Raw genomic sequence first — 26,012 nt, 5'->3', positions numbered from 1 at the left:
ATAGTTTGCAGAAAAATGCCACCTTCTTCATCTAAGAAAGTGGCATTTAAACAAAATTTTAAAATACAATTTTCTACTATATTAATTTTCATACTAAATATTTGGTAAATGTATAGCATTCCCATTTACTGCATGTGCAGCTTCACAAAGGCTTTCACTAACAGTAGGATGAGCATGAATTGTAGATATAATCTCATCCACTGTTGTCTCAAGTCTTATTGCTAATGCTCCTACTGCTATTAACTCTGTAGCATTAGGACCTGCTATATGAAGTCCAAGTATTTCATCTGTACTACTATCTACCACATATTTAACTAATCCATTTACATCTCCCATAATAAGAGATTTTCCATTTGCATATAAGGGGAATGTTCCAATTTTAACGTTATATCCTTTGTTTAAAGCTTGTTTTTCTGTTAATCCAACAGATGCAATTTCTGGCTTTGTATAAACACAATATGGTATTGTTTTAAAATCAATTGGTGTGAATATTCCCATAATATTTTCAGCAGCAATGATACCATGAGCTGATGCTACATGGGCAAGTAATGCTCCACCTACACAATCTCCTATAGCATATATGTTTTCTACATTAGTTTTCATACTCTTATCTACTTCTATAGCTCCTTTTTCAATCTTTACACCTATAGCTTCTAATCCTATACCTTCAATATTAGGTCTTCTTCCTGTAGACATTAAAACCTTATCTGACGCTATATGTTTATTTCCCGAAGGCGTAGCTATGATAACCTTTAACTTATTTTCTTCTTTCTCAATTTTTTCTGCCTTTGTACTAGTATATATATCAATATTAGATTCAATCAACTGTGACTTTAAGCAGTTAACAATATCTTCATCCATATTTGAAACTATATTAGGAAGCATTTCCACTATTGTAACTTTTGAGCCTAGATTAGAATAAATATTAGCAAATTCTACTCCTATTACCCCGCCGCCTATTATGCACATGCTTTTAGGAATATTATCTAAGGATAGAGCTTCTGTACTAGTAAGTACGCCTTCTAATTCTACACCTCCTATTGGTATTTTTACAGGGCTTGAACCTGTGGCAATAACAGCCTTATCAAAATTAACTAAAGATTTATCATTATTATTTGATATAACTTCTATCTGATTTTTAGATACAAATTGGCCTTTTCCTTTTATAATCCTTATCTTATTTGACTCTAATAAAGTATTTACTCCATCTACTAATTGGGTTACAACCATATCTTTTCTGTTCTGTACAGTGTTCCAATTTATTTTCAAATTATCCATATCAAAACCTAGATCAGCAGATTCTTTATTTAAAAGTCTATAAATCTCTGTAGAGTGGAGAAGTACCTTTGTTGGTATACAACCTACATTTAGACAAGTTCCTCCCATATTATCTTGCTCTACAATAGTAACTTCTGCTCCTAATTGGGCTGCCTTAATAGCACAAACGTATCCTCCGGGTCCTCCTCCTAAAACAACTATCTTCATTTTTTCACCTCCTAAAGTAGCATCATCGATGGGCTTTCTATATATTGTTTTAATTTAGCTAAAAATTGAGCAGCTACTGCACCGTCTATATTTCTATGGTCTGCTGTAAGTGATAGATTCATTAAAGGTTTTTTTACTACATTTCCATTTTCTAATGCAAGGGTTTCTACTATAGCATTTACTCCAAGTATAGCTGACTCTGGTTGATTGATTATAGGAGTAAAGGATTCTACACCAAACATTCCTATATTAGTGATAGTAAAAGTACCATCACTAAGCTCATCAGATGCTAATTGATTATTTTTAGCTTTATACGCGAGATCTTTTATTTCATCTGAAATTTCCTTTAATCCTTTAATATGACTATGTTTAACCACAGGTACTATTAATCCATCCTCTAGTGCAACTGCTACCCCCATATTTACATAGTTTCTAAGTATAATTTCCTCTCCATCTATAGAACTATTGATTAATGGGAATTCCAATAAAAGCTTAGATACTATCTTTACTATTAAATCTGTAAATGTAACATTTGCAACAGACTTTAATTCATTTTTTAATTCTTTAAGCTTACTTACATCAACTCTTATATCATAATTTACCACTGGTGATGTATTCCAACTATAAGTCATTCTTTCTGCAATTACTTTTCTCATTGTACTCATTGGAATTCTTTTATCTATAGGATTAGCCTTTTCATTAAGTCTTCTATAATTATCAAACTTATATATATCTTCTTTTCTAATTCTGCCATCTTTATTGATTATTGTTGGATCTATACCTAGTTCTTTAGCTGTTTTAGTTGCTGCTGGAGTTATCTTTATCTTACTTATTTCATCTATAAATTTGTCTACATCCTTTAAAACTATTCTTCCATCTGGCCCTGTGCCTATAATTTCTGATGGGTCTATACCATTTTCTATAGCTAATTTTTTAGCAACTGGTGATATTTTTATATTTCTATCAATTTTCTTAGCTACCTCTTTAGTTTTAACATCTAAATTATCCTCTTTCTTTTTCTCTACAGTAGAGGTATCCTCTCCTCCTGTTTCCGATAAAAGAGCAGATATATCTTCATTAGCATCTGCAATTATGGCTATTGCTTGTAGGCACGGCACGTCTTGTCCACTTTGAACTATTATCTTTCTTAAAACTCCGCTGTCTTTAGCTTCTATATCATTAGTAAGTTTATCTGTTTCCACAGAAAATAATTTCTCTCCTTCTTTTACTTGGTCATTTTCATTTTTATACCATTTAACAATTTTCCCTTTTGTCATTGTTAACCCAAGTTTGGGCATAGTTATAATTTTTGCCATTTAGCTTCCTCCCAATTATATATTATCTTTGAAAAAATCCACTTTTTTAAGCCGACTCTAAGGTTTTCTTATATTTACAAGGTAGAAAAACCTATGGATGCTGGATTTGCAATTATTCCTATGCTATTCATATACTCACCTCGTATAAGAGGCAACTTAAGTTACCTCTCTTAGTTAAAACATCTTTTTAATAGCATTTACTATATCTTGGGAATCTGGTATTACATAGTCCTCAAGCTTTGGAGAGAATGGTATCGGTGTATCTAAACTGCATATTCTAGTTATAGGTGCATCTAGATAATCAAAAAATTCCTCAGCTATAATAGCGGAAATTTCTCCTGCATAGCTTCCACGTTTTGTTTCTTCTGTAACTATTGCAACTTTATTAGTTTTCTCTATAGATTTAAATATGGTTTCTTTATCAAGAGGATATAATGTTCTAGGGTCTATTACTTCAACATCTATACCATCTTTTGCTAATACTTCAGCCGCATTTAATGCTTCATGGACCATTTTCCCTGTTGCTATTATAGTAATATCATTACCTTCTCTTTTTACATCTGCTAATCCTAAAGGAATAGGTTTTATATTTTCATCCACTTCCCCTTCTAAAGCATAAAGAACTTTATGCTCTACAAACATTACTGGGTTATCTTCATCTATAGCACTTATCATTAATCCCAGAGCATCATTTGGAGTTGAAGGATAAACAACTTTTAATCCAGGTATATGAGTTAACCATGCCTCTAAGGACTGGGAATGTTGAGCTGCTGCTCGTGTGCCTGCTCCAGCAGGTAATCTAACAACCATTGGTAGGGATATCTTTCCGCCAACCATATATCTCATTTTAGCTGCTTGATTAACTAACTGATCCATACCTACAGTAAGGAAGTCAATAAACATTAACTCTGCTATAGGTTTTAATCCAGTAGCTGCAGCCCCTACTGCACAACCAATAATAACACCTTCAGATATAGGAGTATCTCTAACCCTTTCATCTCCAAATTCACTATGCAAACTACCTGTAACTCCAAAGCATCCTCCAAAGGCACCTACGTCTTCTCCAAATATAAGAACATTTGGATCTTCTTTCATTTTAATTCTCATACCTTCTCTAATAGCTTCTGCATAAGTCATTTTTTTCATTACGCTCTTACCTCCTCTACTATATCCGTATAAATATCTTCAACAGCAGATTCTAAAGTTGGCTCTGGACTGTCTTCAGCAAATTTTATAGCTTCCATAATTTTCTTATTTACATCTTCATTAATTTTTTGAAGTTCTTCTTCACTTAATATTTTATTTTCTATTAAATGATTAACTAATCTGGGAATAGGATCTTTTGCTAACCATTCTTCTTGTTCTTCTGTAGCTTTGTAATTCCCAGGATCTCCTTCAAAATGTCCTCTATATCTATAGGTTTTGCATTCTATAAGTGTTGGACCTTGACCATTTCTAGCTCTGTTTATTGCTTCATTTGCAGCCTCATATACTGCGAACACATCATTTCCATCTACAATAACACCTGGCACATTATATGCTACAGCTCTATCTGCAACATCCTGTATAGCTTGATGCTTTGATTGATGCATAGATATTCCATATAAGTTATTCTCACATACAAAGACCACTGGGAGCTTCCAAACACTTGCTAAGTTTAAAGACTCGTGAAATGTACCTTGGTTAGTAGAAGCATCTCCAAAGAAACATATACAAACTTGATCAGTTTCTCTATATTTTGCACTTAAACCTGCTCCTACTGCAATGTTATGACCTGCTCCAACTATACCGTTTGCACCAAGAATACCTTTAGTAGCATCAGCTATATGCATTGAGCCTCCTTTACCTTTACAATAACCAGTTGCTTTTCCAAACAATTCAGCCATCATATATTTTAAATCTCCGCCCTTGGCCAAAATATGTCCATGGCCTCTATGAGTACTAGTAATATAATCATCATCTCTCAAGCTTGCACAAGCTCCTGTAGCTACTGCTTCTTCACCTAGGTATAAGTGAACAAAACCTGGTATACTTCCTTCAGCAAATAAATTCATCGCCTTGGTTTCAAATTCTCTAATTTCTTTCATAGTTTTATACATATTTATTATTTGATCATTTGATAACTTCAAGAAAATCCCTCCCTGTAATATTAATCCATGTTTACCTCTTCTAAGTCACATAAGTAGCTTTTAGATATGTTATGTAGTGCCGTCTTTTCTTCTAGGCAATTCATATCTCGACCATAAATATCTAGACCTATATCAAATCACAAAGTAAATATTTTCATGTAATCTTTACCACTTCCCTTCTACATTTATATCTATTTGAATCTGTCCAATAATAATATCAGCAATTAACATGCCAAGTTAATTGACTTTTTTAAAAATTTTTTATTTTTATCTATTGCTATGATTTCAACAATTATTGAATATAATAAAAAAGAATCTTTGTTTTAAATAAAAAAATATTCCCTTAATTGGGAATATTTTTTCTCGTTTCCGGGAATCTCTTCCCATATATTATATTTTCTTATATAAATTCATATCTATATTATGTTCTTTAATTTTTCTATATATGGAGGATTTACTTATATTTAATATATTACTTGCTTCTATAGCATGTCCTCTAGTTTTAATTAATGCCCTTATTATTATTTCTCTTTCTTGGTCTTTAATAGATAAGTTATTTCCATCTAAAATGATTTGCTCCACTTCAATACTTCTATTTAGTATATCATCTGGTAAATGCTCCTTAGTAATCAAGGTTTCTTCAGATAGGTAATAAGCTCTTTCAATAATATTTTCTAGTTCTCTAACATTGCCTTTCCACTTATATACCCTTGCGTAATCTAAAAATTCACTGCTCATCCTCTTATTAGTGGAATAAATAGTGTTTAATCTATCTAAAAAGTAGTTGGCACATATTTCAATATCCTCTGTTCTTTCCCTGAGAGGAGGTATATTTATCTTAAGAACATTTAGTCTATAATACAGATCTTCTCTAAAATTCTTCTTTTTAACTTCCTCATATAAATTCCGATTAGTTGCACCTATTACTCTCACATCTAACTTAGTATCATACTTTCCACCAATTCTAGTAACGGTAAAACTATCTAAAACCCTTAATAGTTTAGCCTGTAAGTCTAAGGGGATCTCACCTATTTCATCTAGAAATATGGTACCTCCATTTGCTAGCTCAAATTTTCCTGGTTTTCCTTCTTTTGCAGCTCCTGTAAAAGCACCTCTCTCATATCCAAATAATTCGCTTTCAACTAACTCTCTAGGTAAAGATGCACAATTTACTGCAACAAATGGCCCTTCACTTCGATTACTATAATTATGTATTGAATGGGCAAATAGTTCTTTTCCTGTGCCACTTTCTCCTTCTATTAGAATACATCCTTTTGTCTTAGAAAATTTCTGAGCTTCTCTTATTATTTTTTTCATTTTTTCATCAATAGTCAAAATATTCCCAAAAGAATAAGTAGCTTTATTTCCAGTTAGTAAATTTACTGTATGATGTATGTATTCTACTTCTTTAAATATGATAGCTATACCGATTAATATTCCGTTACTTATTGCTGGTGTTATTTTAGCACTACATTGAATTCTCTTTTCATTAATAAAAAAATTGCAATCCATATTTTCTAAAATCATTTTATTGTCCTTAAATATATCTTTAAATTCTATGTCTTTAATCACGTGTCTAATATCTATATTTTTGGCAACTTCTCTTTTTAAATTTAGTATATCCTCAGCTATACGATTCATTTTATTTATCTTGTAGGATTTATCTACTATAATCATACCATCTGATATTGACTCAATAGTAGTGTCTATTAATTCGTGAGATCTTAAAAGTGATATTTCATTTTCTATTGAAAATGCTGCTGCTACAACAATTCCTAATGTATGCTTATGAGCTTTGTCACATCTACCTGACATATCTAAAGATCCAATTATGTTTCCCTTGTCATCATGAATAGGAGAAGCAGAACACGTCCATGCATGATGATACTCACAATAGTGTTCGGCTCCTATTGTTTGTATTGCTTTATCTTCTTTTATACACAATCCTATTGCATTTGTCCCTACAGCCTCTTCCGACCATATTGAACCTATACTAAAATTAAATAGATTAGCTTCTTTTTTTATATTTTCTTCTCCTATAGTTTCTATAATAAGTCCCTCTTTATCTGTGAGAACTAAAACAAACCCAGAACCTAATACTAAGGTATGTAGATTTTTCATAATAGGCCTTGCAATTTTCAACAATTCTATATTTTTATTTAATATATTTTCTAATTGTTTATCGTTCACTCTTTTTCCATATCCATTATTATAATCAATACCTGCTTTTTTGCACCTTTCCCAAGACTCTCTTATTATAGGGTTTACAATTCCAGTTATTTGCCCATTATAAGTATAATCATTCCATGCATCTTTTATTTCATTTATAAAATTATCATCCATATTATCAATTTCCCACCTTTTATAGTATTAGATTAAAAATCTATCCCCTACTTAATTTAAGTATAGTATATTTAATAAAAAAAATGAAGGTAACAACACCCTTCTTTCAAATAACAATAATTGCATGGCATTTTAAAACTTATTTTAGACAAAATATATATTAGGAGGTGGTTTTTGTGACTATGATACAATGTGTTAGTCCTTGTGTTTATGAAAAGGAAGGCGAATGTACTTTAACCCATGTAACCTCGGTATCAAACACACAAGAACAAGGTTGTGCGTATTTTAAAAACAAAAAGGAGGGTGGGATAAAAAAATCTAATATTAGTTATTATTAGTGTTTTTTATACTTATTATGTTTAAAGTTTTCTCATGTTATAACAATTATTTAAAACAAAGCTCACCCGTAAAAATTATTACTGGTGAGCTTTGTTTATTTTGTTCTTATACTATTAGATTAAAAACATAGCTACAATAGTGGTAACAATTAATCCTATCATTACGGGGACAAGATTTCTACGTGCTAATTCCATAGGTGATACATTACAAATAGCTGCTGCAGGAATTAAGCTCCAAGGTATTATAGTTCCTCCTCCAACCCAAATTGATCCTATTTGACCTAAAGCTGCTAATACAGCTATACTTCCATTTACTGCTGTACCAAATACCTTAGCTACTGCTCCTGCTAATGATAAACCAGAAAAACCAGATCCATCAAGTCCAGTAAGGCCACCTATACCCATTTCCATAATAGCAACTGTAGGTCTATTCATCGGTGCTACTGAAGCTAGAGCTGTACCAAGGTCAGCTAAAATGCCTTGGGATGCTGCCGGTAGTGCTCCTGCTCCCATTACTTGAGAAAAAGATCCCATATCTCCCATGTAGAAAAATGCAGCTATTGGAATAATAGGTCCAAATATCTCTATACCAAATACAAATCCTGCTTTAATGTAGTCGGTAATTTGTTCTAAAGCCTTAGATTTATATTCTAAGAAACATAAAACTACTAATATTAAGACTGCTGTTCCGCCTATTAGAGCTGTGGCATCTCCACCCCTTAGCTCAAACATAAACATAGCTAAAATATTTAATCCGAAAGCAATAGGAACCATAAAAGCTGCAATCTTTGCAACTGGCCGCACTTCCTTTTCATTGACATCACTTTCTTTAATCATTGCATTGTCAAGTTTTAGAGTACCATTCTTCATATCTCTTTTTAATAAAATATAGGCTACAGTAATAGTAACAACTGCCATAACTACGAATAAAGGTATACCTTTGCTCGTAAGTTCTGCTACATTTACTCCTGCAGTGCTTGCAGTTATTGTAGGTGCTCCTTGAATAACAAGGTCACTTGATAAAGCTAGTCCATGGCCAAATAAATTAATAGCTACAGCAGCCCCAATTGCAGGTAATCCTACCTTTAAAGCTACTGGTAGTAATACTGCTCCTACCAATGCAGTAGCAGGAGAAGGCCAGAAAAACCAGGATACAAGAAGCATTACAATTCCAATAAACCAAAAAGCTTGATTTGGTGTTTTTATTAGTTTTGTCAATGGCCTAATCATTAATTGGTTTGCTCCTATATCTTCTAGTAATCTAGACATGGATACAATTACAGAAATAATAAATATAATTCCTAGTAATTCCACCCCTGCAACAACAAAGGAATTAAATATACCTCCCGCGGCTCCTACAATACCCTTTTTAGAAGCTAACCCCATTAAAAATATTCCTATAACACATGGTATTAACGTATCCCTTCTCATAATCATTACTGCTAGAACAATTATAACCACTATTACATAAATCCAGTGTACTAAGGTTAATTCAACCATAATGTGTCCTCCTTTCAACTATTATAAATTTTTAAAAAATCCCCCTATTAGTTCATATTATGAATATGAAAGCATATAATAAAAAGATTAATAAAAAATAAAATATACTCTTAAAGCTATGATATTAACGTTTAGGAGCTTTAGTTACAATAAATTAAAATAAAAAAATAGGGTAAAGCATAAGCTACCCCACCATTTTATTTCAGCCTTTCATTTAGAAACTCTCACCGTGACATAATTTGATTAAATAATTCTACATAAAGGTACTCTAACTAGAACTAGACGGTCAGTTGCATTTTCCACACTAAATACTAAGAACACATTTTGACCTACTACAAACGCACAAATAGGCTCCTCTTCTATTCCTGGAATTGAAGTAGGGAGTGTATCAACTATTTGGCAACGCATAACTCCTGTTGCTATTAGTACTGTTGCTTGAGTCGCTGTTATTTCTCTTATAATCACTTCTTCCCTCAATTTACCCATAACGTCCATTTCAACTTCAATAAGCCAGAAAAACCTTCCTTCTATCTGAGCTACACATGTTGCACCTATACTAATTAGATCATCACACCTTTGTGTATTAATTTCTTGGCTATAATTCATTATGTTCGCCTTCCCTATTTTTATATTAGAAAAGTGGCTTACTACTTTACTCCTTTTCTAATACAAGTATATTACAGACTGGCAAAAGTGTTACTACGAAATAGATCTAAAAAAAGAGGGTAAAGCCTAAGCTCTACCCCAATTCTGTTAATCTGTCTTTTTAGAAGAAGAAACCTCCACGTCCACATCCACAAAATAGTACAACAAGTAATAAGAAGAAGAAAAGTAGACTATCTCCTGATCCCTTAAAAATACCACAGTTACAGAAAATTATCACCAATATCAAGAAGAAGAAAAGTAAACTACTTTGCTTTCCTCCAAACAAACCACCAAATCCACCGCCACAACCTGTATTATTTCCAATAATTTCACTCATATATTACACCTACCCTTTCAAATTTTAAATATTACTAAATGCACAACTTCTTTTATCTTTTAAGGCTATACTTAGTTGTAATATATATTATGAAATTACATATAAATTGTTCTATATTTCACCATGAAAAAAATAAAAATAGGGGTATTTCTACCCCAATTCTACTAGTTCTATCTTTTATAATTACAAAACTAACATCCACACCCACATCTACGTTCACGTCCAAATATTCCGAATACGAAACATAATATAATAATTAAAAAGATGAAAAAGAAGAAATTATTTCCAAATCCTCCAAAAATACCATCGAAACCTCCAAAACAGCCTTTATTTTCAACAATTCCGCTCATACATTACACCCACCTTTTAAGATTTTAATTACTGCTAAGCATAGAACTTTTTTATTTCTGTTCTAAAATTATTAGTAGTTGTAATATATTATGAAGTTACCTAGAAATTGTGATATCTTTATACAAAAACAAAAAACAGGGTAAAGCCTAAGCCCTCCCCTAATTCTGTTTCCTTTATCTTTTACAACCCCAAAATCCACGTCAACATCTACATTCACGTCGACATGCACAACATAATATAATAATTAAAAAGATGAAAGAAAGCATATATTTCACCTACCTTTTTGAAACCGAGTAGCCAGTAATCTATAAGTTGCTTCATCTATAGTTGTAATATATATTATAAACTAATAGGGGGTTGGTGATTGTTAATTATTCTAAGTTTTGAAGCACTTTAATACCTAACATAGCTCCATTTAAGATGATATGTTAGGGGAGTAGGCAATACAAAAACCCTATTGATAGAAGGTTTAATAATACCTATTCTAAAGTGCTCTTCTTTTTGACCTGACTTCATTTCAAATTCTTGTAATTTTATTGAAGAATCTAATTGCCCTTCTTCAACAATATAAAAACCAGGTGATTTTTCAATATTTGTCTTGTAATTTTTAGAAACCTCAATAATATCTAATTCTCCTCTTTGAAATGCTTCAAATATTCTTATGTCTTCACTAATTATTAAAAAATCAAGTTTTTCTACAACTACATTATCTGCATCCCAATATGTTGCATTTTTAGAGAGAGTAATCCTATCATAGTCTAGCCATTCTTCTATATGAAATGGACCTGATGAAATATATCTATTATGATCTTTATCAAAAATTGTATCATCCATATTACTATTTTCATAATTAATAGGAAAGAAAACTGGATAAATTAATTTATATAAAAAGTTTGGATCTGGCTCTTCTAGTTCTACCTCAAATACTAAGGCATCTACAATATTAATACCTAATTCTTCTGGTCCTACTTCTTCGTTCACATATTGTTTTGCATTTTTTATGCTATGTAATAATTGTCCGTAGGGTGCTTCTTCTTTTAAATCTAGTGCCCTTTTCCAGCTATAATAAAAATCTTCAGTTGTAATAGGAGTTCCATCAGACCAATAGGCCTCTCGCAGCTTAAATCTATAAACTAATCCATCATTTTCTACTTCATAGGACTTTCCCAGTCCTTCACCAAATACGTATTCTCCATCTTGTGAAATTCCTAAGATTCCATCTTGAAGATTACATATTAAAGTTAAATCTTCAGGTAATGATGCTTTTTGAGGGTCTAATGTTCTTGGATTTTTTTCCAATTGGACTCTTATCCTCTGCTCATTATCAATGACTATGTCTTCATAATATTTTTTAGATGAAAGCATATATAAAACCCCTATAAGTATACAAGATAATATTATTATAATAATTAAAGCTATAACCCATCTTTTCACTTTCTAATCGCTCCTGTAGAAATTTTTTCAAACTATTCCATATTATCAGAGGTTTTATTTATTCTTCTAGTAGTTTTTTTAGCACCTTATTAATAAGTTGAGGGTTTCCTTTGCCTTTTAAAGCCTTCATACTTTGACCCACTAAATACCCAAAAGCTCTGTCTTTACCATTTCTATAATCATACACCGACTGAGGATTTTCTCTTAATATTCCTCGGAGCACTTCATCAATAACTTTGATATCTTCTATTTGTATCCACCCATTTTTCTCTGCAATAATCTTTGGTTTCCCTTCACCATTAATCATCTCTATAAATACCTTTTTTCCAATGAAGTTATTAATTACTCCTTTATCAATTAGATCTAATAGTTCGGCCAAGTCCTTAGGTGTAAATATTAGCTGACTAATATCCATTTCCTCTTCCTTTAACCTCCTTAAAAGCTCTGTCATAATCCAATTGCTTAGTTTTTTAGGGCTATTATAATAGGACATAGTTTCTTCAAAAAAATTAGCTAGTTCTAAGAAAGAAGTTAAAATATTAATATCGTATTCTGGTAATTTAAAGATAGTTGCCCATCTCTCCCTTTTATCCCTAGGAAGTTCTGGTAAGGTCTCTTTAATTTTATTTATTTCATCTTCGCTAAGTGCAATATTCATAATGTCTGGCTCTAGAAAGTATCTATAGTCATCTTCAGTTTCCTTAGATCTCATAGATATAGTCATATTTGCTATATCATCCCAGCGTCTTGTTTCTTTAGAAGTATTTTTATCCTCTTGTAAAAGCAATCTATGTCGATTTTCTTCAAACTCTATTGCCTTAACTACAGATTTAAAAGAGTTAAGGTTTTTCAATTCAGTTATATTAGAAAAGGACTTTCCATTCTCAGTTGCAACGTTAATATTAACATCACAACGAAGCGAACCCTCTTCCATTTTTACATCTGAGATTCCAATGTATTTTAAAATATCCCTCAAGCTTTCTAGAAACTCCTTAGTTTCCTCTGCACTGCTTAAATCGGGCTCTGTAACAATTTCTATTAAAGGTACCCCACTCCGATTATAGTCAAGTAATGTTACATCTTCATTAGTATGCAAGGATTTTCCTGTATCTTCTTCTATATGAATTCTCTTTATACCTATCTTTTTTATATTTTTCCCTTGTCCAATTTTTAAAAAACCATTTTTGCATAGGGGTTTGTCGTATTGGGTAATTTGATATCCCTTTACTAGATCTGGATAAAAATAATTTTTTCGATCCATCTTACTTTCTCTAGCAATATTGCAATTTAGAGCAAGTCCTGCCTTAACTGCATAATCTACTACCTTTTTATTAAGTGTGGGGAGACTACCTGGCATTCCAATACAAATAGGACAACATTGACTATTTGCTGTACTACCAAAGTCTGTACTACAGCTACAAAATATTTTAGATTTTGTGGAAAGCTCAACATGAATTTCTAATCCAATAATTGTTCTTGTATTCATTTTATCACCTCTATCCTATAGGCTTAGTTTATGATTTAAACTAGTATTTCTTTCAAAAGCCCTAGCTACTCTTAGAAGAGTCTCTTCGTCAAAATCCTTCCCCATTAACTGCATTCCTATAGGTAAGCCTTTATCAAAACCACAAGGAATAGATATTGCGGGAATACCTGCTAAATTAGCAGCTACTGTGTATCCATCTAGTTTTTCTCTTGCTAGAGGTTTTTCCTGACTCGAACCTAGCTCAAAAGCAGTAGTAGCTGAAGTAGGCATAAGCACAACATCATAGTTAGAAAATATATTATTAAAATCTAGTTTGATTAATTTCCTTACTTCATTAGCCTTCTGATAGTATTCCTTATATTTATCACCACTTAGCCAATGTGTCCCTAGCACAATTCTTCTTTTAACCTCTGGTCCGAAGCCTTCACTCCTTGTATACTTAACTAATTCTTCTATGTTTGTGTAGTTTAAAGCCCTATGTCCATATCTAATTCCATCAAAACGTGCCAAAGCAAGACTAACCTCAGACTGAGATATTATATAATAAACTGCCATGGCATATTTTGTATTTGGTAATGATACTTCCTCACAGACAGCACCTAAATTTTCAAATACCTGGATGGCTTCAATTAGGGCCTTTCTAACAGGTTCACTTAAATTTTCATCAAAGTATTCTCTAGGTATAGCAATTCTTAATCCTTTTATTCCCTCATTTAAGGTTTTCAAATAATCTATCTTATCTCTTTTAATAGAAGTTCCATCCTTAGAATCATACCCTGTAATAGCATTTAAAACTAGAGCACAGTCAGTTACATCCTTTGTAATAGGACCTATATGATCCAAAGAATTAGCCATAGCAACTAATCCATATCTAGATACTAATCCGTATGTAGGCTTTAAGCCTACTACACCACAAAAAGCCGCAGGCTGTCTAATTGATCCTCCTGTATCTGAGCCCAAAGCAAAAAAAGCCTCGCCTGCTGCCACAGCAGATGCTGACCCTCCGCTAGATCCACCTGGTACTTTACTTATATCCCAAGGATTTTTAGTTGTTTTATAAAATGAGTTTTCCGTAGATGATCCCATAGCAAACTCATCCATATTAGTTTTACCTAGCATAACTCCATCTTCCATCAAGAGTTTTTCATAAACTGTAGCGCTGTAGGGCGGTATAAAATTATGTAGCATTTTAGAAGCACATGTTGTTAATATTTCTTCTGTGCAAATATTATCTTTAATTGCCATAGGTATACCACCTAACTCTCCTATAGCTTTATTATTAGCGATCTTTTTATCTATTTCATTAGCCTTGCAAAAGGCTATGTCTTCAGTCAAAGTTAAATAAGATTGTACTTTATCTTCAACACTATCTATTCTCTTTAAGGTACTTTCAAGTACCTCCACAGCTTTTATTTCTTTTTTTTCTATTTTATTCTTTATTTCATACATACTAAGGTTGTAGAGTTCCAATTTCATTCACCTCCTATTAATCTAAAATATTAGGGATCAGAAAGTATCCATCTTTTTTGCTAGATGCATTTCCAAGAATACTCTCTCTATTAAAAGAGCTCTCTACCTTATCTTCCCTTAAAACTGCAAACTCTTTATTAAAATTATTATCTAGATTTTCTATTTTTGCATCTATTTCTTTTAATATTTCAACATAATTTAAAATATCTCCCATATGTTCTCTAAGTGCTTCCTTTTCACCTTCACTAAAGGTAAGTTTAGCAAGACTAATAATACTATCCATTTCTCATCCTCCATAATATCCTCTTTTAACTGATTATATATAATTTGAAATATTTTTACCACCATTCATAGTATTCCTAGTTAGTTTTTCTCTACTATTTTAAGTTAATTCTTAATATGTTAGAATGAACTAGATAATGATTTTTTGGGGGTGTTTATTAGTGGATATTAAAGGAAGTAAAACAGAAAAAAACCTGTGGACAGCCTTTTCTGGCGAAAGCCAAGCAAGAAATAAATATATATATTTTGCTAAAGTAGCTGAAAATGAAGGATATAATAATGTTGCCTCGGTTTTTGAAAGAACAGCTAATCAAGAAGAAGAACACGCAAGAGTAATTCTTACATTTTTAGATGGTATAAAGGATACAAAATCAAACTTAAAACGATCTATTCAGACTGAAAACTATGAAGCAGATACAATGTATAAAGAATATGAAAAAGTTGCATTAGAAGAAGGTTTTACAGAAATAGCAGCTTTTTTTAGAGAAGTGGCCAAAATAGAAAAAGAACATGAAAGAAAACTTTCTCAATTACTTAAAGATATATTAGATAAATAAGTTTTTAAAATAAAAGCAAAACACAATATGGGCCTAGCTACCATATTGTGTTTTGTTTCTTTTAATAGAATATAATCCTAATAGTCCTAATATTGTTAAAGAACCTACAAAGTATATAATTATCTTAACAGCAGTATCATAGAAAAATGCTTCTGGAACCATTTGTATAAGTACATCTGTATTTGGATTTAATAGCCATAGATCATTAGTAAAAAATATAAGATGGAAATAAGTAAAGTATTTATAAAAATCAATTGCCATTAATATTAATAGAGTGGCTAAAATGACTATATTGCAAATTGCAGTATATAGCAAAGTTTTAGAAAGACCCTTTCTCCAATACTTATCATTTCTAATAATAAAAAAAGAAATTATAATTATTAAAGGAATACTAATATTACGAATAAGCCTTCCCTTCATAAAAAGCTCCTTAACATCTACCATATGAAGCTTTTCCCTATTTCCAAATACTTCTCTTTCCTCGCCCTTAATAACTGCTCTAGTATCTAATTCCTCTTTGTCATCCTTTAAGTATTTTAACAGATCATCTATCGTATATTCAAGGTTTTCCATATCCATACTTGTAGCTTCTGTAATGTTATATTTATCAAAGGATTTTCTGTAGTGGGTTAAATTAAACGCAACAATTTCTATAGAAGTAAGTAATAATATTATAGATAATAGAATTCCCAAGATAATATAACCTAATTTTTTAAACAACATCAAGCTATTCACCTCTTTTTAGCATTATCCTCTGTTTTTCCTTATTAATTATATCATCTTTTTTAAATTGTTATTATCTATATTTACTAACAGAGTACAGTTTTTATGATGATCCATATTATAAAGTAAACAAAGGCTAATTGATTCCTTAATGTCGTTAAATTATTTCCTCAAATTCTTTTTCGGAAATAATTTTTAAATTAGTATCTACTCCAGATTCGATAATTTCTCTAGCCTTATCTAACTTAGATCCTGCTGCTTCACCAGCCAATACAAAATCTGTATTTTTACTAACACTACTTGCTACTTTAGCCCCTAGTTTTTCAAATAGTTCCTTAATTTCTTTACGTCCATATTTCTCTAGTGTTCCCGTAACTACAACTGTCTTACCTGAAAAAATACTTTCTTTCTTTTCTCCTTCTTCATATTTAGGACTAACTCCTTCACCCAATAGCTTTTCTATACTCTTTTTAATCTCTTCATCATGGAAGAAATCAATTATACTTTGTGCAACTATATCCCCAACATCTGGCAGGGTTATAAGCTCATCAAACTTAGATTCTTCTATAGCCTTAAAAGACTTGTAATGTTTTGCCAGATCCATCGCCGTTTTTCTACCTACATTAGGAATACCTAGAGCAAATATAAAAGCATCTAGTTTACAATTCTTACTATTTTCAATTGCATCTAAAAGATTGCGGGCTTTTTTATCTCCAAAACGTGATAATTTAATTAAGTCCTCATATTTAATCTCATATAAATCCGCAATATCTCTTAAATCTAACTCTTCAAAAAGCTGTTCTGCTGTTTTTTCACTAAAGCCTATTATATCCATAGCATCACGGCTAGCATAATGAACAATTCTAGACACTAACTGAGGTTTACAGGATAGTGAATTAGGACAGAAGATATGGGCTCCCTTTTCAAGCACTTCACTATGACATGCAGGGCAGTACTCAGGCTTTTCAATATCTACTGCATTTTCACAGGTTTCTTCAATAGCACCCATTATTTCTGGTATTACATCGTTTGATCTTCTAAGCCAAACATCACAGCCTATTTTAACCCCTTTACGCTGAATATCATCCCAGTTGTTTAATGTTGCACGACTAACAGTAACCCCACCGATATCTACTGCCTCTAAAACTGCTGATGGTGTTAGTTTTCCCGTTCTACCCACCTGCCAAATTACATCTTTTAGCTGAGTCGTAACTTCTTCTGCTTCAAACTTAAAAGCCATAGCCCAACGTGGAAACTTCTGAGTATAACCTAACTGTCTTCTAGTTTCTATACTGTTAATCTTAATAACTAATCCATCCGTTAAAAAGTCAAAATTCTTTAGTTCTTCTTTGATTTTATTAATTTCATCTATAACCTCATTAATATTATCAAACTTCTTTACATATTTACTTACAGGGAATCTATTATTCTTTAAAAAATCTATTATTTCCATATGAGTATTAAACTCTATCCCCTCATAGTAACCAACATTATAGCAGAATGCATCTAACTTTCTTGTTGCTGTTACCTTAGGATCAAGATTCCTAAGGGCTCCCGCCGCCGCATTTCTAGCATTCTTCAAAGGCTCTGGTGCTATTTTGTTATATTCTTGAAGTACAGAAAGACCCATTAGTCCTTCTCCTTGTACTTCAATTTTTTCTTTATATGGTATTGTAAGAGGGATAGATTTTATTGTTTTCACCTGCTCTAAAATACCTTCACCAACAATACCATTACCTCTAGTGGCAGCCTGCACTAGTTGTCCACCTTCATATGTCAGGTTTAATGTCAGTCCATCAAACTTGAACTCCATAACATATTCTATAGGTAATAGGCTGTTTTGAAGCAATCTTTTTACTCTAATATCCCAGGAAATTAGCTCTTCTGGTGTTTTACATTTATCTAGGCTCCATAATGGTGCTAAATGTTCATGGGTTGTAAAACCTTTTAATACTTCTCCCCCTACTCTAATTGTTGGTGAATCTGGAAGTACTGTATTTGTTTTTTTCTCCAAGACTACTAGCTGATCATACAGTTCATCATATTCCTTATCACTAACTATAGGGTCATCTAAAACATAATATCGATAACTATACTCGTTTAACTTATCTACTAGCTTTCTCATTTCATCCAATAGACTCGCTCCTTCACACTATTTTAAAAACTTATCTCATAGCTGAGAGTTCTAAAACTCCATTTAAATTGAGTCTTAGCTTATCCTATTATTTCCATTTGAATAAAAGTCGATGCAATCTTTTTAATACCTGCATTTGGGAAAGCTATTGTAAGCATTTCTCCTGCAACAGAAACAACTGTTCCTACGCCAAATTTAGGATGCTTAATTTTACTTCCCGCCTTTACTTGATTTAGGTCAACACTACTTATAGTCTCTTTCTTTTGATGCATCATAGCTCCAGTAAATAGTGGAGAAGTTTGCATCTCTATTAAATCCTTCTTCCTGTTATAAGGCTTATCCATATGAATAAGTCCCTCTGGAATTTCACCTAAAAATCTTGAAATAGCATTTGCACTAGTTCTCCCATATAATGTTCTAGTCATAGCATGGCTCATATATAGTTTTTCCCTAGCTCTCGTAATACCTACATAGCATAATCTTCTTTCTTCTTCTTCATTATTTTCTTGTAAAGACATAGATGATGGAAATATTCCTTCCTCCATACCTGGTATGAAAACTACTGGAAACTCTAAACCCTTAGCGCTGTGCAGTGTCATTAAAACTACTGTATTTTCGTCATCATCATCTCCGTCCATAGTAGTTTCGAGAGATGTTCTTGCTAAAAATTCCTCTAGAGTTTTTACTTCTGCATTTTCATCAAAGTCCTTTGTTAAAGATAAAAACTCCTGAAGGTTTTCGATCCTGCTTTCTGCCTCTACCTTATCTTCTGCCATTAAGGCTTCTATATAACCAGTACCTTCATATATTTCCTTTACTATATCTGTAACTGTCATTTCATCACGTTTTTCTCTTAGTGACATTATAAGATTCGTAAACTTACCTGTCTGAACTTTAACTCTAGTAGATTGATCTGGCATCTTATCTACATCTAAAAGCGCACTGAAAAAGCTTTCTCCCCTTACATCTGCATATTCATCAAACTTATCTATACTTTTAAGACCAATTCCTCTTTTAGGTACATTTATAATTCGCTTAACACTTACATCATCTACCGGATTTTCAATAGTTCGTAGATAAGCCAAAATATCTTTAATCTCCTTGCGATCATAGAAACGAGTACCACTGTAAATTTTATATGGTATTCCCTTCTTCATTAGCATTTCCTCTATTGCACGAGATTGAGCGTTAGTACGATATAGTACTGCAAACTGTGAGTAGGGCCTATTTTCTTCATCATTAAGCTTTTCAATAGTAGATGCTATAAAACTTGATTCGTCATATTCGTTATTTGCACGATAATATTGTATAATTTCTCCATCTTTATTATCTGTCCACAATTTTTTTGATTTTCTATCTGTATTATTGGCTACTACCATATTAGCAGCATCTAAAATACTTTTTGTTGAACGGTAGTTTTGTTCTAGCTTAACAACCTGAGTGTTTGGAAAATCCTTTTCAAATCCTAAAATATTTCTTATATCCGCGCCTCTCCAGCCATATATGGACTGGTCATCATCCCCAACTACACATAGGTTTCCATGACTTCTAGCTAATAAACTAATTAAAGTATATTGGGCCATATTAGTATCTTGAAACTCATCTACTAATATGTACTTAAACTTGTTTTGATAATAATGTAAAACTGTAGGGTTAGTTTGAAAAAGTTGTACAGTTTTCATAATTAGATCATCAAAATCTAGAGCATTATTACTTCTTAGCCTATTTTGGTACATTTTATATAGTTCAGCAACCTTCTGATTTTTAAAATCATTTCCAAACTCAGATAAGTACTCACCTGGACTAATTAATTGATCTTTAGCTCTTCCTATTTCATTTAAAACCATTCTAGGCTGGAACATTTTTTCATCTAAATTTAGCTTCTTTAAGCACTCCTTCATAACAACCTGTTGATCTGTAGTATCATAAATAACAAAATTTTTCTCGTAGCCAAGCTTATCTATTTCCATACGCAAAATACGCACACAGGAAGAGTGAAAGGTACTTACCCATAAGTCCCTATAGTAGTCTCCTAATAGATCTTCTACCCTTTCCTTCATTTCCTTCGCTGCTTTATTAGTAAATGTAATTGCTAAAATATTATAAGGCGATATCCCTTTTTCCTCTACTAAATATGCTATACGATGTGTAAGTACCCTTGTCTTTCCAGAACCAGCTCCAGCCAATACCAATACAGGACCTTCGGTAGTAAGTACAGCTTTTTTTTGCATTGTATTTAAATGATTATATCTAGATTCATTTTTATGTCCTAAACCTGAATTTTCTATTAAAATATCTTTATTAACCATAGCTATTTCACCCTTCGTATATACTTGAGGAGATTACATAATTAAGAACAAAATTTCAAATATGATACTTCCTCAATTATTTCTTTTCTAAAATAGTATACCATATTTAAGTATTAAATTTGAAAATGAGTTTTATGTAAGTAAAATAAATGTAATTTCTATAAATTTTGTTTATGCTATTTAGAAAATAAAAAGAGCAACTTTTAAAGTTGCCCTCAATTAATCTACTTTATTAACTTGATTTTCATACTTCTCCGTAACATATTTATCTATAGCCTTAGCTACCTGTTTTGAATATTTAACCGCCCCTACAACAGTTCCTGCTCCAGTAACTACATCACCAGATGCAAAAACTCCTTCTTTAGTAGTTCTACCATCTTCATCTACTATTGGTAGACCTTTTTCATTTACTTCTATTCCCTTTGTTGTAGATATTATATTAGTTCTAGGTCCTTGACTAACAGCAGCTATAATAGAGTCACACTCAAATAGCTCCTTCGAATCATCTACTGCAATATACCTTTCTCCATCTTCATCGGATACTATCTTTGATTTAATATATACTATACCCTCTTTTGTAACTTCAACAGGGTTTTTGTATAATTCGAATTTAACTCCATCTAGCTTGGCATACTCTATTTCATGTTTTGTAGCCGTCATATTTTCGAAGCCGCCCCTAAACATTATAGTCACTTCCTTAGAGCCTTTTCTGATTGCTGTTCTTGCCACATCCATTGCCACATTCCCAGCGCCAATAATGCATACCTTATTTCCTAATTTATATGCACCAGGTTCTCTTAAATAATCAATTGCATAGTGAACATGTCCTAAGCTTTCTCCCTTAATATTTAACTTATTAGGTTTCCATAAACCTGTAGCAATAAATAAGGCATCAAATCCATCTCTAAAAAGTTCTTCTATAGTTATTACAGAGCCTACTAATATGTTAGGTCTAATTATAACCCCTAGCTCCTCTAGTCTATTTTTTATTTTGTCTAAAACATCCTTAGGCAATCTAAACTCTGGAATTCCATATCGTAACATTCCACCTATATCATTTTTAGCCTCAAATATAGTAATGTTATATCCCTCTAAGGCTAGTAATAGTGCTATAGTAATACCTGCTGGTCCAGAGCCTATTATTCCAATATTGCCTTCTCGTTTTACCTTTGGCTTTAGATCTATCAATTTTAAAGTATAGTTAGAAATATAATTTTCTATATTGCTTATTTTAACTGAACTTGACTTTATTCCTAATACACAATTACCTTCACATTGATTTTCATGGGGACATACTACAGAGCATATTACGGATAATGGATTATTCTCAAACAACATTTCTCCAGCCTTATTGATATTTCCCTGTAAAAGCAAATTAATCATATCTTTTATAGGTGTACCTATAGGACATCCCTTTTGACATCCAGGATTTTTACATTGTAAACATTTTTTTGCCATATCTAATACATGTTCTGCCATAACATCGACTCTCCTGCTACTTATTATAATTTCAGTAAATTACATCTATTGCTATATACATCATACATTATACATTAGATGATTCAACCTGTCTATTACAATAGCATTGTAATACCAAGTGAAACAGTAGTTGTAAATAGTGATATAGTTACATGCGACATTAATGTTAGAGATGATGTTAAAATCGTAGAAGTACCATGCTACACTTTAGCTAATGAGATTAACGATCCAAAAGGTATAAACATTATAATTGCAGAAGTTACAGCTAAAGTTACTGGAGACCTTACAGAAGAAGAAGGGCTAAAAGACATGAATGATATGTTTAGAAAAAAAGGAAAAGAAAAAAACATTTTTAAATTCCAATTAATATTTAAAGCCCTAGATATATCTAAGGCTTTAAAATTAGTTTTATTTATCTTTCTTATCTTCTACATCTACACTTTCTTTAACATCTTCTGTAATTCTGTTAGCATGTGATTTAAACTCATTTAACCCTTTACCCATTGCTTTACCAAGTTCTGGCAGCTTTGCAGGTCCAAATATAACTAGGGCTATACCAAGTATTAAAATAAGCTCTCCAGTTCCTAATCTTCCAAACATAAAAACACCTCCCTACCAATATTTTGCTACAAAACTTAGTACTTTTTGTAGTATATACTTACTATTATCGTAATAATTTTAGCTTTGCACGTTCTTCCGCTACATCTTCCATGCTTAATTTTTCTAAAGTAGCTCCAATGGATGCTACTGTTTTTTCATCCCAACCAATCTCTTTATAGAACATAGTAAGAGCCGTTTGAATGTTTAGTCCTTTCTCGATCTAAAAATCTTTTTTATACATCCATTTTATTTACTTGTATTTTTTGTTAAAAAATTAACTTTTCATTTCTAGATACTTTTATTTTTTTATGATAGTACAAGTTTCTACTTAAATAATAACATATATTTACGCAAAGCAACAGTATTTAATATTATTATTTTAACCTTTCGAGAATTTTCTTAATATATGGTACATAGGTTATAAATTTACACTAGGTCACTATTTATCAAAAAACTTTAGTAGAATAGTTGTCAAAAATATTATACGCATAACAATTCAGAACCTAACTAAAATTGTACTCTTTGACTATTGGTATATACAGTCATATTTGGTCTCATTGCCCTACCTACTACAGTTATATTACATCTATCTGCAATATCAACTGCAAGGGTTGTAGGGTTACTTAGAGAACATATAATTGGAACATTAGAGTTAACTGCTTTATACACCATATCTGCTGAAATTCTTCCAGTAGTAATAATCATAGATTTTGTAAGATCTATATCTCTAATTAAAGCATATCCAGTAACCTTATCCTGTGAGTTGTGCCTAGCTACGTCCTCTCTTGTAACGAAGAAGTCACCACTTATTAAAGCTGAAGAATGTATTCCTCCATGCTCCATATATTTTTTAGATTCCATTATCATTCTTTTAAAGCTGAGCTTAATTTCATCTGTGCTCACTTTATGGTCCGAATGTATTTTAGGCAGATCTTTTAGTTTTTCAGAAATATCCGTACCTCCACTACAACCTGTTACTATAATCTGCTTTAGTTTATTTCCATTTAAATTGGCATTTGGTGCATTAATATATATTTCGCGCTCATCATCACATGCCATAATAATTAAAATGTCCTTCATGCTTTTTACTACTCCAGAGTTAACTAAATGGCCTGCTGCAAGGTCCTTTAAATCTTCTGGCGTACACATTAATGTTACAAAGTTTGTTCCATTTACATATATAGTTATTGGGTATTCTTCAGATAAATTCAATGTATTCATTACACACTCACCTCCTAAGTTTACAGTATTTATTTTTAAAGTACTTCTTCCTATTCTGCTAAAGTATTAGCATATTCAATTTTGTTCTCCCCTTATTTCCTTTGAAAAATTAATTTTTATTTCTGCTATTTATTGCTTTTTTAATAATAATATATCTTTATAAATAATAGCATATCTTTATAGACAACAAAAGCATATTTCGACATTTTTTCAACATAACTTTTAACTAATAAATCCTATGAAATAGCAAAAAGAAAGAGATAAAGACTCTTTCTTTTTGTTATCACGATACATGATTTATATATTATAATTAAAGTTTATACTTCATTTATACTATATTAGAACAAGGCACATCTATTTCATTCTCAGATGCAGCTACTACAACTGCAGCCGAAGTGTCTCCAACAACATTTATACAAGTTCTTGCCATATCTAAAACTCTATCGATACCAGCTATTAAAGCAATACCCTCCAGTGGCAATCCTACAGAGTTAAGAACTATCGTTAGCATAATCATTCCAGCTCCAGGTACTCCTGCAGTACCGATTGAGCCTAATGTAGCAGTAAGAACTATTGTTACTAACTGAGGCATAGTCAAAGTAATCCCATATGCTTGAGCAACAAATAAAGCGCAAACTCCTTGATAGAGTGCAGTTCCATCCATATTTATTGTAGCACCAAGTGGAAGAACAAAACTTGCTATTTTATCAGATACTCCAAGGTTTTCTTTAACAGATTTTATAGTTATAGGCAATGTTCCTGAACTACTACTTGTTGTGAAAGCTGTAACAGCAGCTGGCATAACCCCTTTGAAGAAAGTAATAGGATTCATTTTACCAAGCAGTTTTACTGCTGGTGCATATACAACTAATGCATGCACTATACATCCTATATAAACGGCAGCAATTACTTTAATAAGTGGTAGTAAAACCGCTGGACCGTTGCTAGCTACAACTGGTGCCATAAGACCAAACACACCATAAGGTGCGAGTTCCATAATAAAAGCTGTTATTTTGTACATAATTTCAGCTAGACTATCAAAGAAATTAAGAAATGGTCTTCCTTTTTCTTCTGGTAAACTAGTTAAACCTATTCCAAGAAATAATGCAAATGTTATAATTTGTAGCATATTTCCTTCTACTAAACCTTTCAGCGGATTTGACGGTATAATATTAAGAAAAGTATCTACAAGTGATGGTGCTTCTTGCTGAGCCACTTCAACTCCTACTGGTATAGTAAGTCCAGCTCCTGGCTGAAGTACTCCTCCTAAAAACAACCCTATAACTATGGCAATAGCAGTTGTTAATAAGTAATATACCATAGTTTTACCACCTATTCTTCCTAAAGTTTTTGCATCTCCTGTACTTGCAGCCCCTACTATTAGAGATGAGAAAACAAGCGGTACTATAATCATTTTAATAAGGTTTAAAAATAATGTTCCTATCGGAGCAACAAAGGTTTTTATTAGTTCAGGACTTCCAGTAAATAATAAGCCAACAATAATACCAGCTAATAAACCTAATAAGATTTTTGTTGTTAATTTCAATTAAACTCCCTCCTTTAAATTTAATCTCTTCATTATATTTAACATATTATATTATTATCAAAATTATGAGTGTATTTAGAATAGTTAAAATATTAATCAGTTGATATTGTACTTATTCATAATTTTTTATTATTATAGCACAATATACTTACTTTGTGCAATAACACAAATTAACATATTCATTTTTTTCAAAAAATTGTTTGATACTATTGCATCAACTCCTGTAATAGTGGGTCACTGATTAAAATTTTTCTAACCTTTTACTTATTTAAAAGCCCTTAAGGATTACAAAATATACTTTATCTTATAAAAAAATAAAAATGATGA

Annotated in this window: 22 protein-coding genes; 2 read left to right on the top strand and 20 right to left on the bottom strand. The window is 31.8% G+C overall.

Going from position 1 to position 26,012, the window contains the following annotated elements:
* Positions 1-93: 93 nt before the first annotated feature.
* The 5 genes from lpdA to KQI88_RS16580 form a co-directional block, all read right to left on the bottom strand.
* Complete coding sequence (gene lpdA, locus KQI88_RS16600; protein WP_216419297.1) at positions 94-1,485, bottom strand: dihydrolipoyl dehydrogenase; 1,392 nt, start codon at positions 1,483-1,485, stop codon at positions 94-96.
* 11 nt (positions 1,486-1,496) lie between these two features.
* Positions 1,497-2,801 carry a dihydrolipoamide acetyltransferase family protein gene (locus tag KQI88_RS16595; RefSeq protein WP_216419296.1) on the bottom strand — a complete coding sequence of 435 codons (1,305 nt, stop codon included), beginning with the start codon at positions 2,799-2,801 and terminating at the stop codon, positions 1,497-1,499.
* 174 nt (positions 2,802-2,975) lie between these two features.
* A complete protein-coding gene (locus KQI88_RS16590) occupies positions 2,976-3,947 on the bottom strand; it encodes an alpha-ketoacid dehydrogenase subunit beta (RefSeq protein WP_216419294.1) in 972 nt (323 codons plus the stop codon).
* Positions 3,947-4,930, bottom strand: coding sequence for a pyruvate dehydrogenase (acetyl-transferring) E1 component subunit alpha (gene pdhA, locus KQI88_RS16585; RefSeq protein WP_281417668.1), 984 nt, complete (start codon positions 4,928-4,930; stop codon positions 3,947-3,949). Before pdhA ends, KQI88_RS16590 begins: the two co-directional genes overlap by 1 nt.
* Before the next feature lie 390 nt (positions 4,931-5,320).
* A complete protein-coding gene (locus KQI88_RS16580) occupies positions 5,321-7,273 on the bottom strand; it encodes a sigma-54-dependent Fis family transcriptional regulator (RefSeq protein WP_216419292.1) in 1,953 nt (650 codons plus the stop codon).
* Between the two features lie 176 nt (positions 7,274-7,449).
* On the opposite strand from KQI88_RS16580, the gene KQI88_RS16575 reads away from it, so the two are divergent.
* Positions 7,450-7,611, top strand: coding sequence for a hypothetical protein (locus KQI88_RS16575; protein ID WP_216419290.1), 162 nt, complete (start codon positions 7,450-7,452; stop codon positions 7,609-7,611).
* Positions 7,612-7,725: 114 nt separating this feature from the next.
* On the opposite strand, the gene KQI88_RS16570 is transcribed toward KQI88_RS16575, so the two are convergent.
* The 8 genes from KQI88_RS16570 to gatC form a co-directional block, all read right to left on the bottom strand.
* Positions 7,726-9,111, bottom strand: a complete 1,386-nt coding sequence (locus KQI88_RS16570) for a hypothetical protein (protein ID WP_216419288.1) — start codon at positions 9,109-9,111, stop codon at positions 7,726-7,728.
* A gap of 243 nt (positions 9,112-9,354) precedes the next feature.
* The gene (locus tag KQI88_RS16565; protein WP_216419286.1) at positions 9,355-9,717 is read right to left on the bottom strand and encodes a spore coat protein; all 363 of its coding nucleotides are present in this window, start codon (positions 9,715-9,717) and stop codon (positions 9,355-9,357) included.
* 160 nt (positions 9,718-9,877) lie between these two features.
* Positions 9,878-10,093 (bottom strand): hypothetical protein, encoded by a 216-nt coding sequence (locus KQI88_RS16560; protein ID WP_216419285.1) that lies wholly within the window; start codon positions 10,091-10,093, stop codon positions 9,878-9,880.
* 191 nt (positions 10,094-10,284) lie between these two features.
* The gene (locus tag KQI88_RS16555) at positions 10,285-10,443 is read right to left on the bottom strand and encodes a hypothetical protein (RefSeq protein ID WP_216419283.1); all 159 of its coding nucleotides are present in this window, start codon (positions 10,441-10,443) and stop codon (positions 10,285-10,287) included.
* A gap of 394 nt (positions 10,444-10,837) precedes the next feature.
* On the bottom strand, positions 10,838-11,809 hold the full coding sequence (locus KQI88_RS16550) for an ABC transporter substrate-binding protein (protein ID WP_216419281.1): 972 nt from the start codon (positions 11,807-11,809) through the stop codon (positions 10,838-10,840).
* A 127-nt stretch (positions 11,810-11,936) separates the two neighbouring features.
* Positions 11,937-13,364 (bottom strand): Asp-tRNA(Asn)/Glu-tRNA(Gln) amidotransferase subunit GatB, encoded by a 1,428-nt coding sequence (gene gatB / locus KQI88_RS16545; protein WP_216419279.1) that lies wholly within the window; start codon positions 13,362-13,364, stop codon positions 11,937-11,939.
* Between the two features lie 15 nt (positions 13,365-13,379).
* On the bottom strand, positions 13,380-14,840 hold the full coding sequence (gene gatA / locus KQI88_RS16540) for an Asp-tRNA(Asn)/Glu-tRNA(Gln) amidotransferase subunit GatA (RefSeq protein WP_334300613.1): 1,461 nt from the start codon (positions 14,838-14,840) through the stop codon (positions 13,380-13,382).
* 10 nt (positions 14,841-14,850) lie between these two features.
* Positions 14,851-15,117, bottom strand: a complete 267-nt coding sequence (gatC, locus tag KQI88_RS16535; RefSeq protein ID WP_216419275.1) for an Asp-tRNA(Asn)/Glu-tRNA(Gln) amidotransferase subunit GatC — start codon at positions 15,115-15,117, stop codon at positions 14,851-14,853.
* A 160-nt stretch (positions 15,118-15,277) separates the two neighbouring features.
* Here gatC and KQI88_RS16530 point away from each other — a divergent pair, with 160 nt between their 5' ends.
* Positions 15,278-15,673, top strand: coding sequence for a rubrerythrin family protein (locus tag KQI88_RS16530; RefSeq protein WP_216419273.1), 396 nt, complete (start codon positions 15,278-15,280; stop codon positions 15,671-15,673).
* A gap of 33 nt (positions 15,674-15,706) precedes the next feature.
* Here KQI88_RS16530 and KQI88_RS16525 read toward each other — a convergent pair whose 3' ends face one another.
* From KQI88_RS16525 to KQI88_RS16495, 7 genes are all read right to left on the bottom strand, one after another.
* Positions 15,707-16,396, bottom strand: a complete 690-nt coding sequence (locus KQI88_RS16525; protein WP_216419271.1) for a TIGR01906 family membrane protein — start codon at positions 16,394-16,396, stop codon at positions 15,707-15,709.
* Between the two features lie 157 nt (positions 16,397-16,553).
* The gene (gene ligA / locus KQI88_RS16520) at positions 16,554-18,521 is read right to left on the bottom strand and encodes an NAD-dependent DNA ligase LigA (RefSeq protein ID WP_216419397.1); all 1,968 of its coding nucleotides are present in this window, start codon (positions 18,519-18,521) and stop codon (positions 16,554-16,556) included.
* Positions 18,522-18,610: 89 nt separating this feature from the next.
* Positions 18,611-20,839, bottom strand: a complete 2,229-nt coding sequence (gene pcrA, locus KQI88_RS16515) for a DNA helicase PcrA (protein ID WP_216419269.1) — start codon at positions 20,837-20,839, stop codon at positions 18,611-18,613.
* 219 nt (positions 20,840-21,058) lie between these two features.
* Positions 21,059-22,318 (bottom strand): NAD(P)-dependent oxidoreductase, encoded by a 1,260-nt coding sequence (locus KQI88_RS16510; RefSeq protein WP_216419267.1) that lies wholly within the window; start codon positions 22,316-22,318, stop codon positions 21,059-21,061.
* A 408-nt stretch (positions 22,319-22,726) separates the two neighbouring features.
* Positions 22,727-22,918: a twin-arginine translocase TatA/TatE family subunit gene (locus KQI88_RS16505; protein WP_216419265.1), complete on the bottom strand. Its 192-nt coding sequence runs from the start codon at positions 22,916-22,918 to the stop codon at positions 22,727-22,729.
* 507 nt (positions 22,919-23,425) lie between these two features.
* Positions 23,426-24,139 carry a formate dehydrogenase accessory sulfurtransferase FdhD gene (gene fdhD / locus KQI88_RS16500; RefSeq protein ID WP_216419263.1) on the bottom strand — a complete coding sequence of 238 codons (714 nt, stop codon included), beginning with the start codon at positions 24,137-24,139 and terminating at the stop codon, positions 23,426-23,428.
* Between the two features lie 328 nt (positions 24,140-24,467).
* Positions 24,468-25,685: a dicarboxylate/amino acid:cation symporter gene (locus KQI88_RS16495; RefSeq protein ID WP_216419261.1), complete on the bottom strand. Its 1,218-nt coding sequence runs from the start codon at positions 25,683-25,685 to the stop codon at positions 24,468-24,470.
* Positions 25,686-26,012 lie beyond the last annotated feature (327 nt).

Source organism: Alkaliphilus flagellatus (assembly GCF_018919215.1).
Taxonomy (GTDB): Bacteria; Bacillota; Clostridia; order Peptostreptococcales; family Natronincolaceae; genus Alkaliphilus_B; species Alkaliphilus_B flagellatus.
Note: the sequence above shows the minus strand (reverse complement) of the source record. Positions and strands in the feature narration are given on the sequence as shown.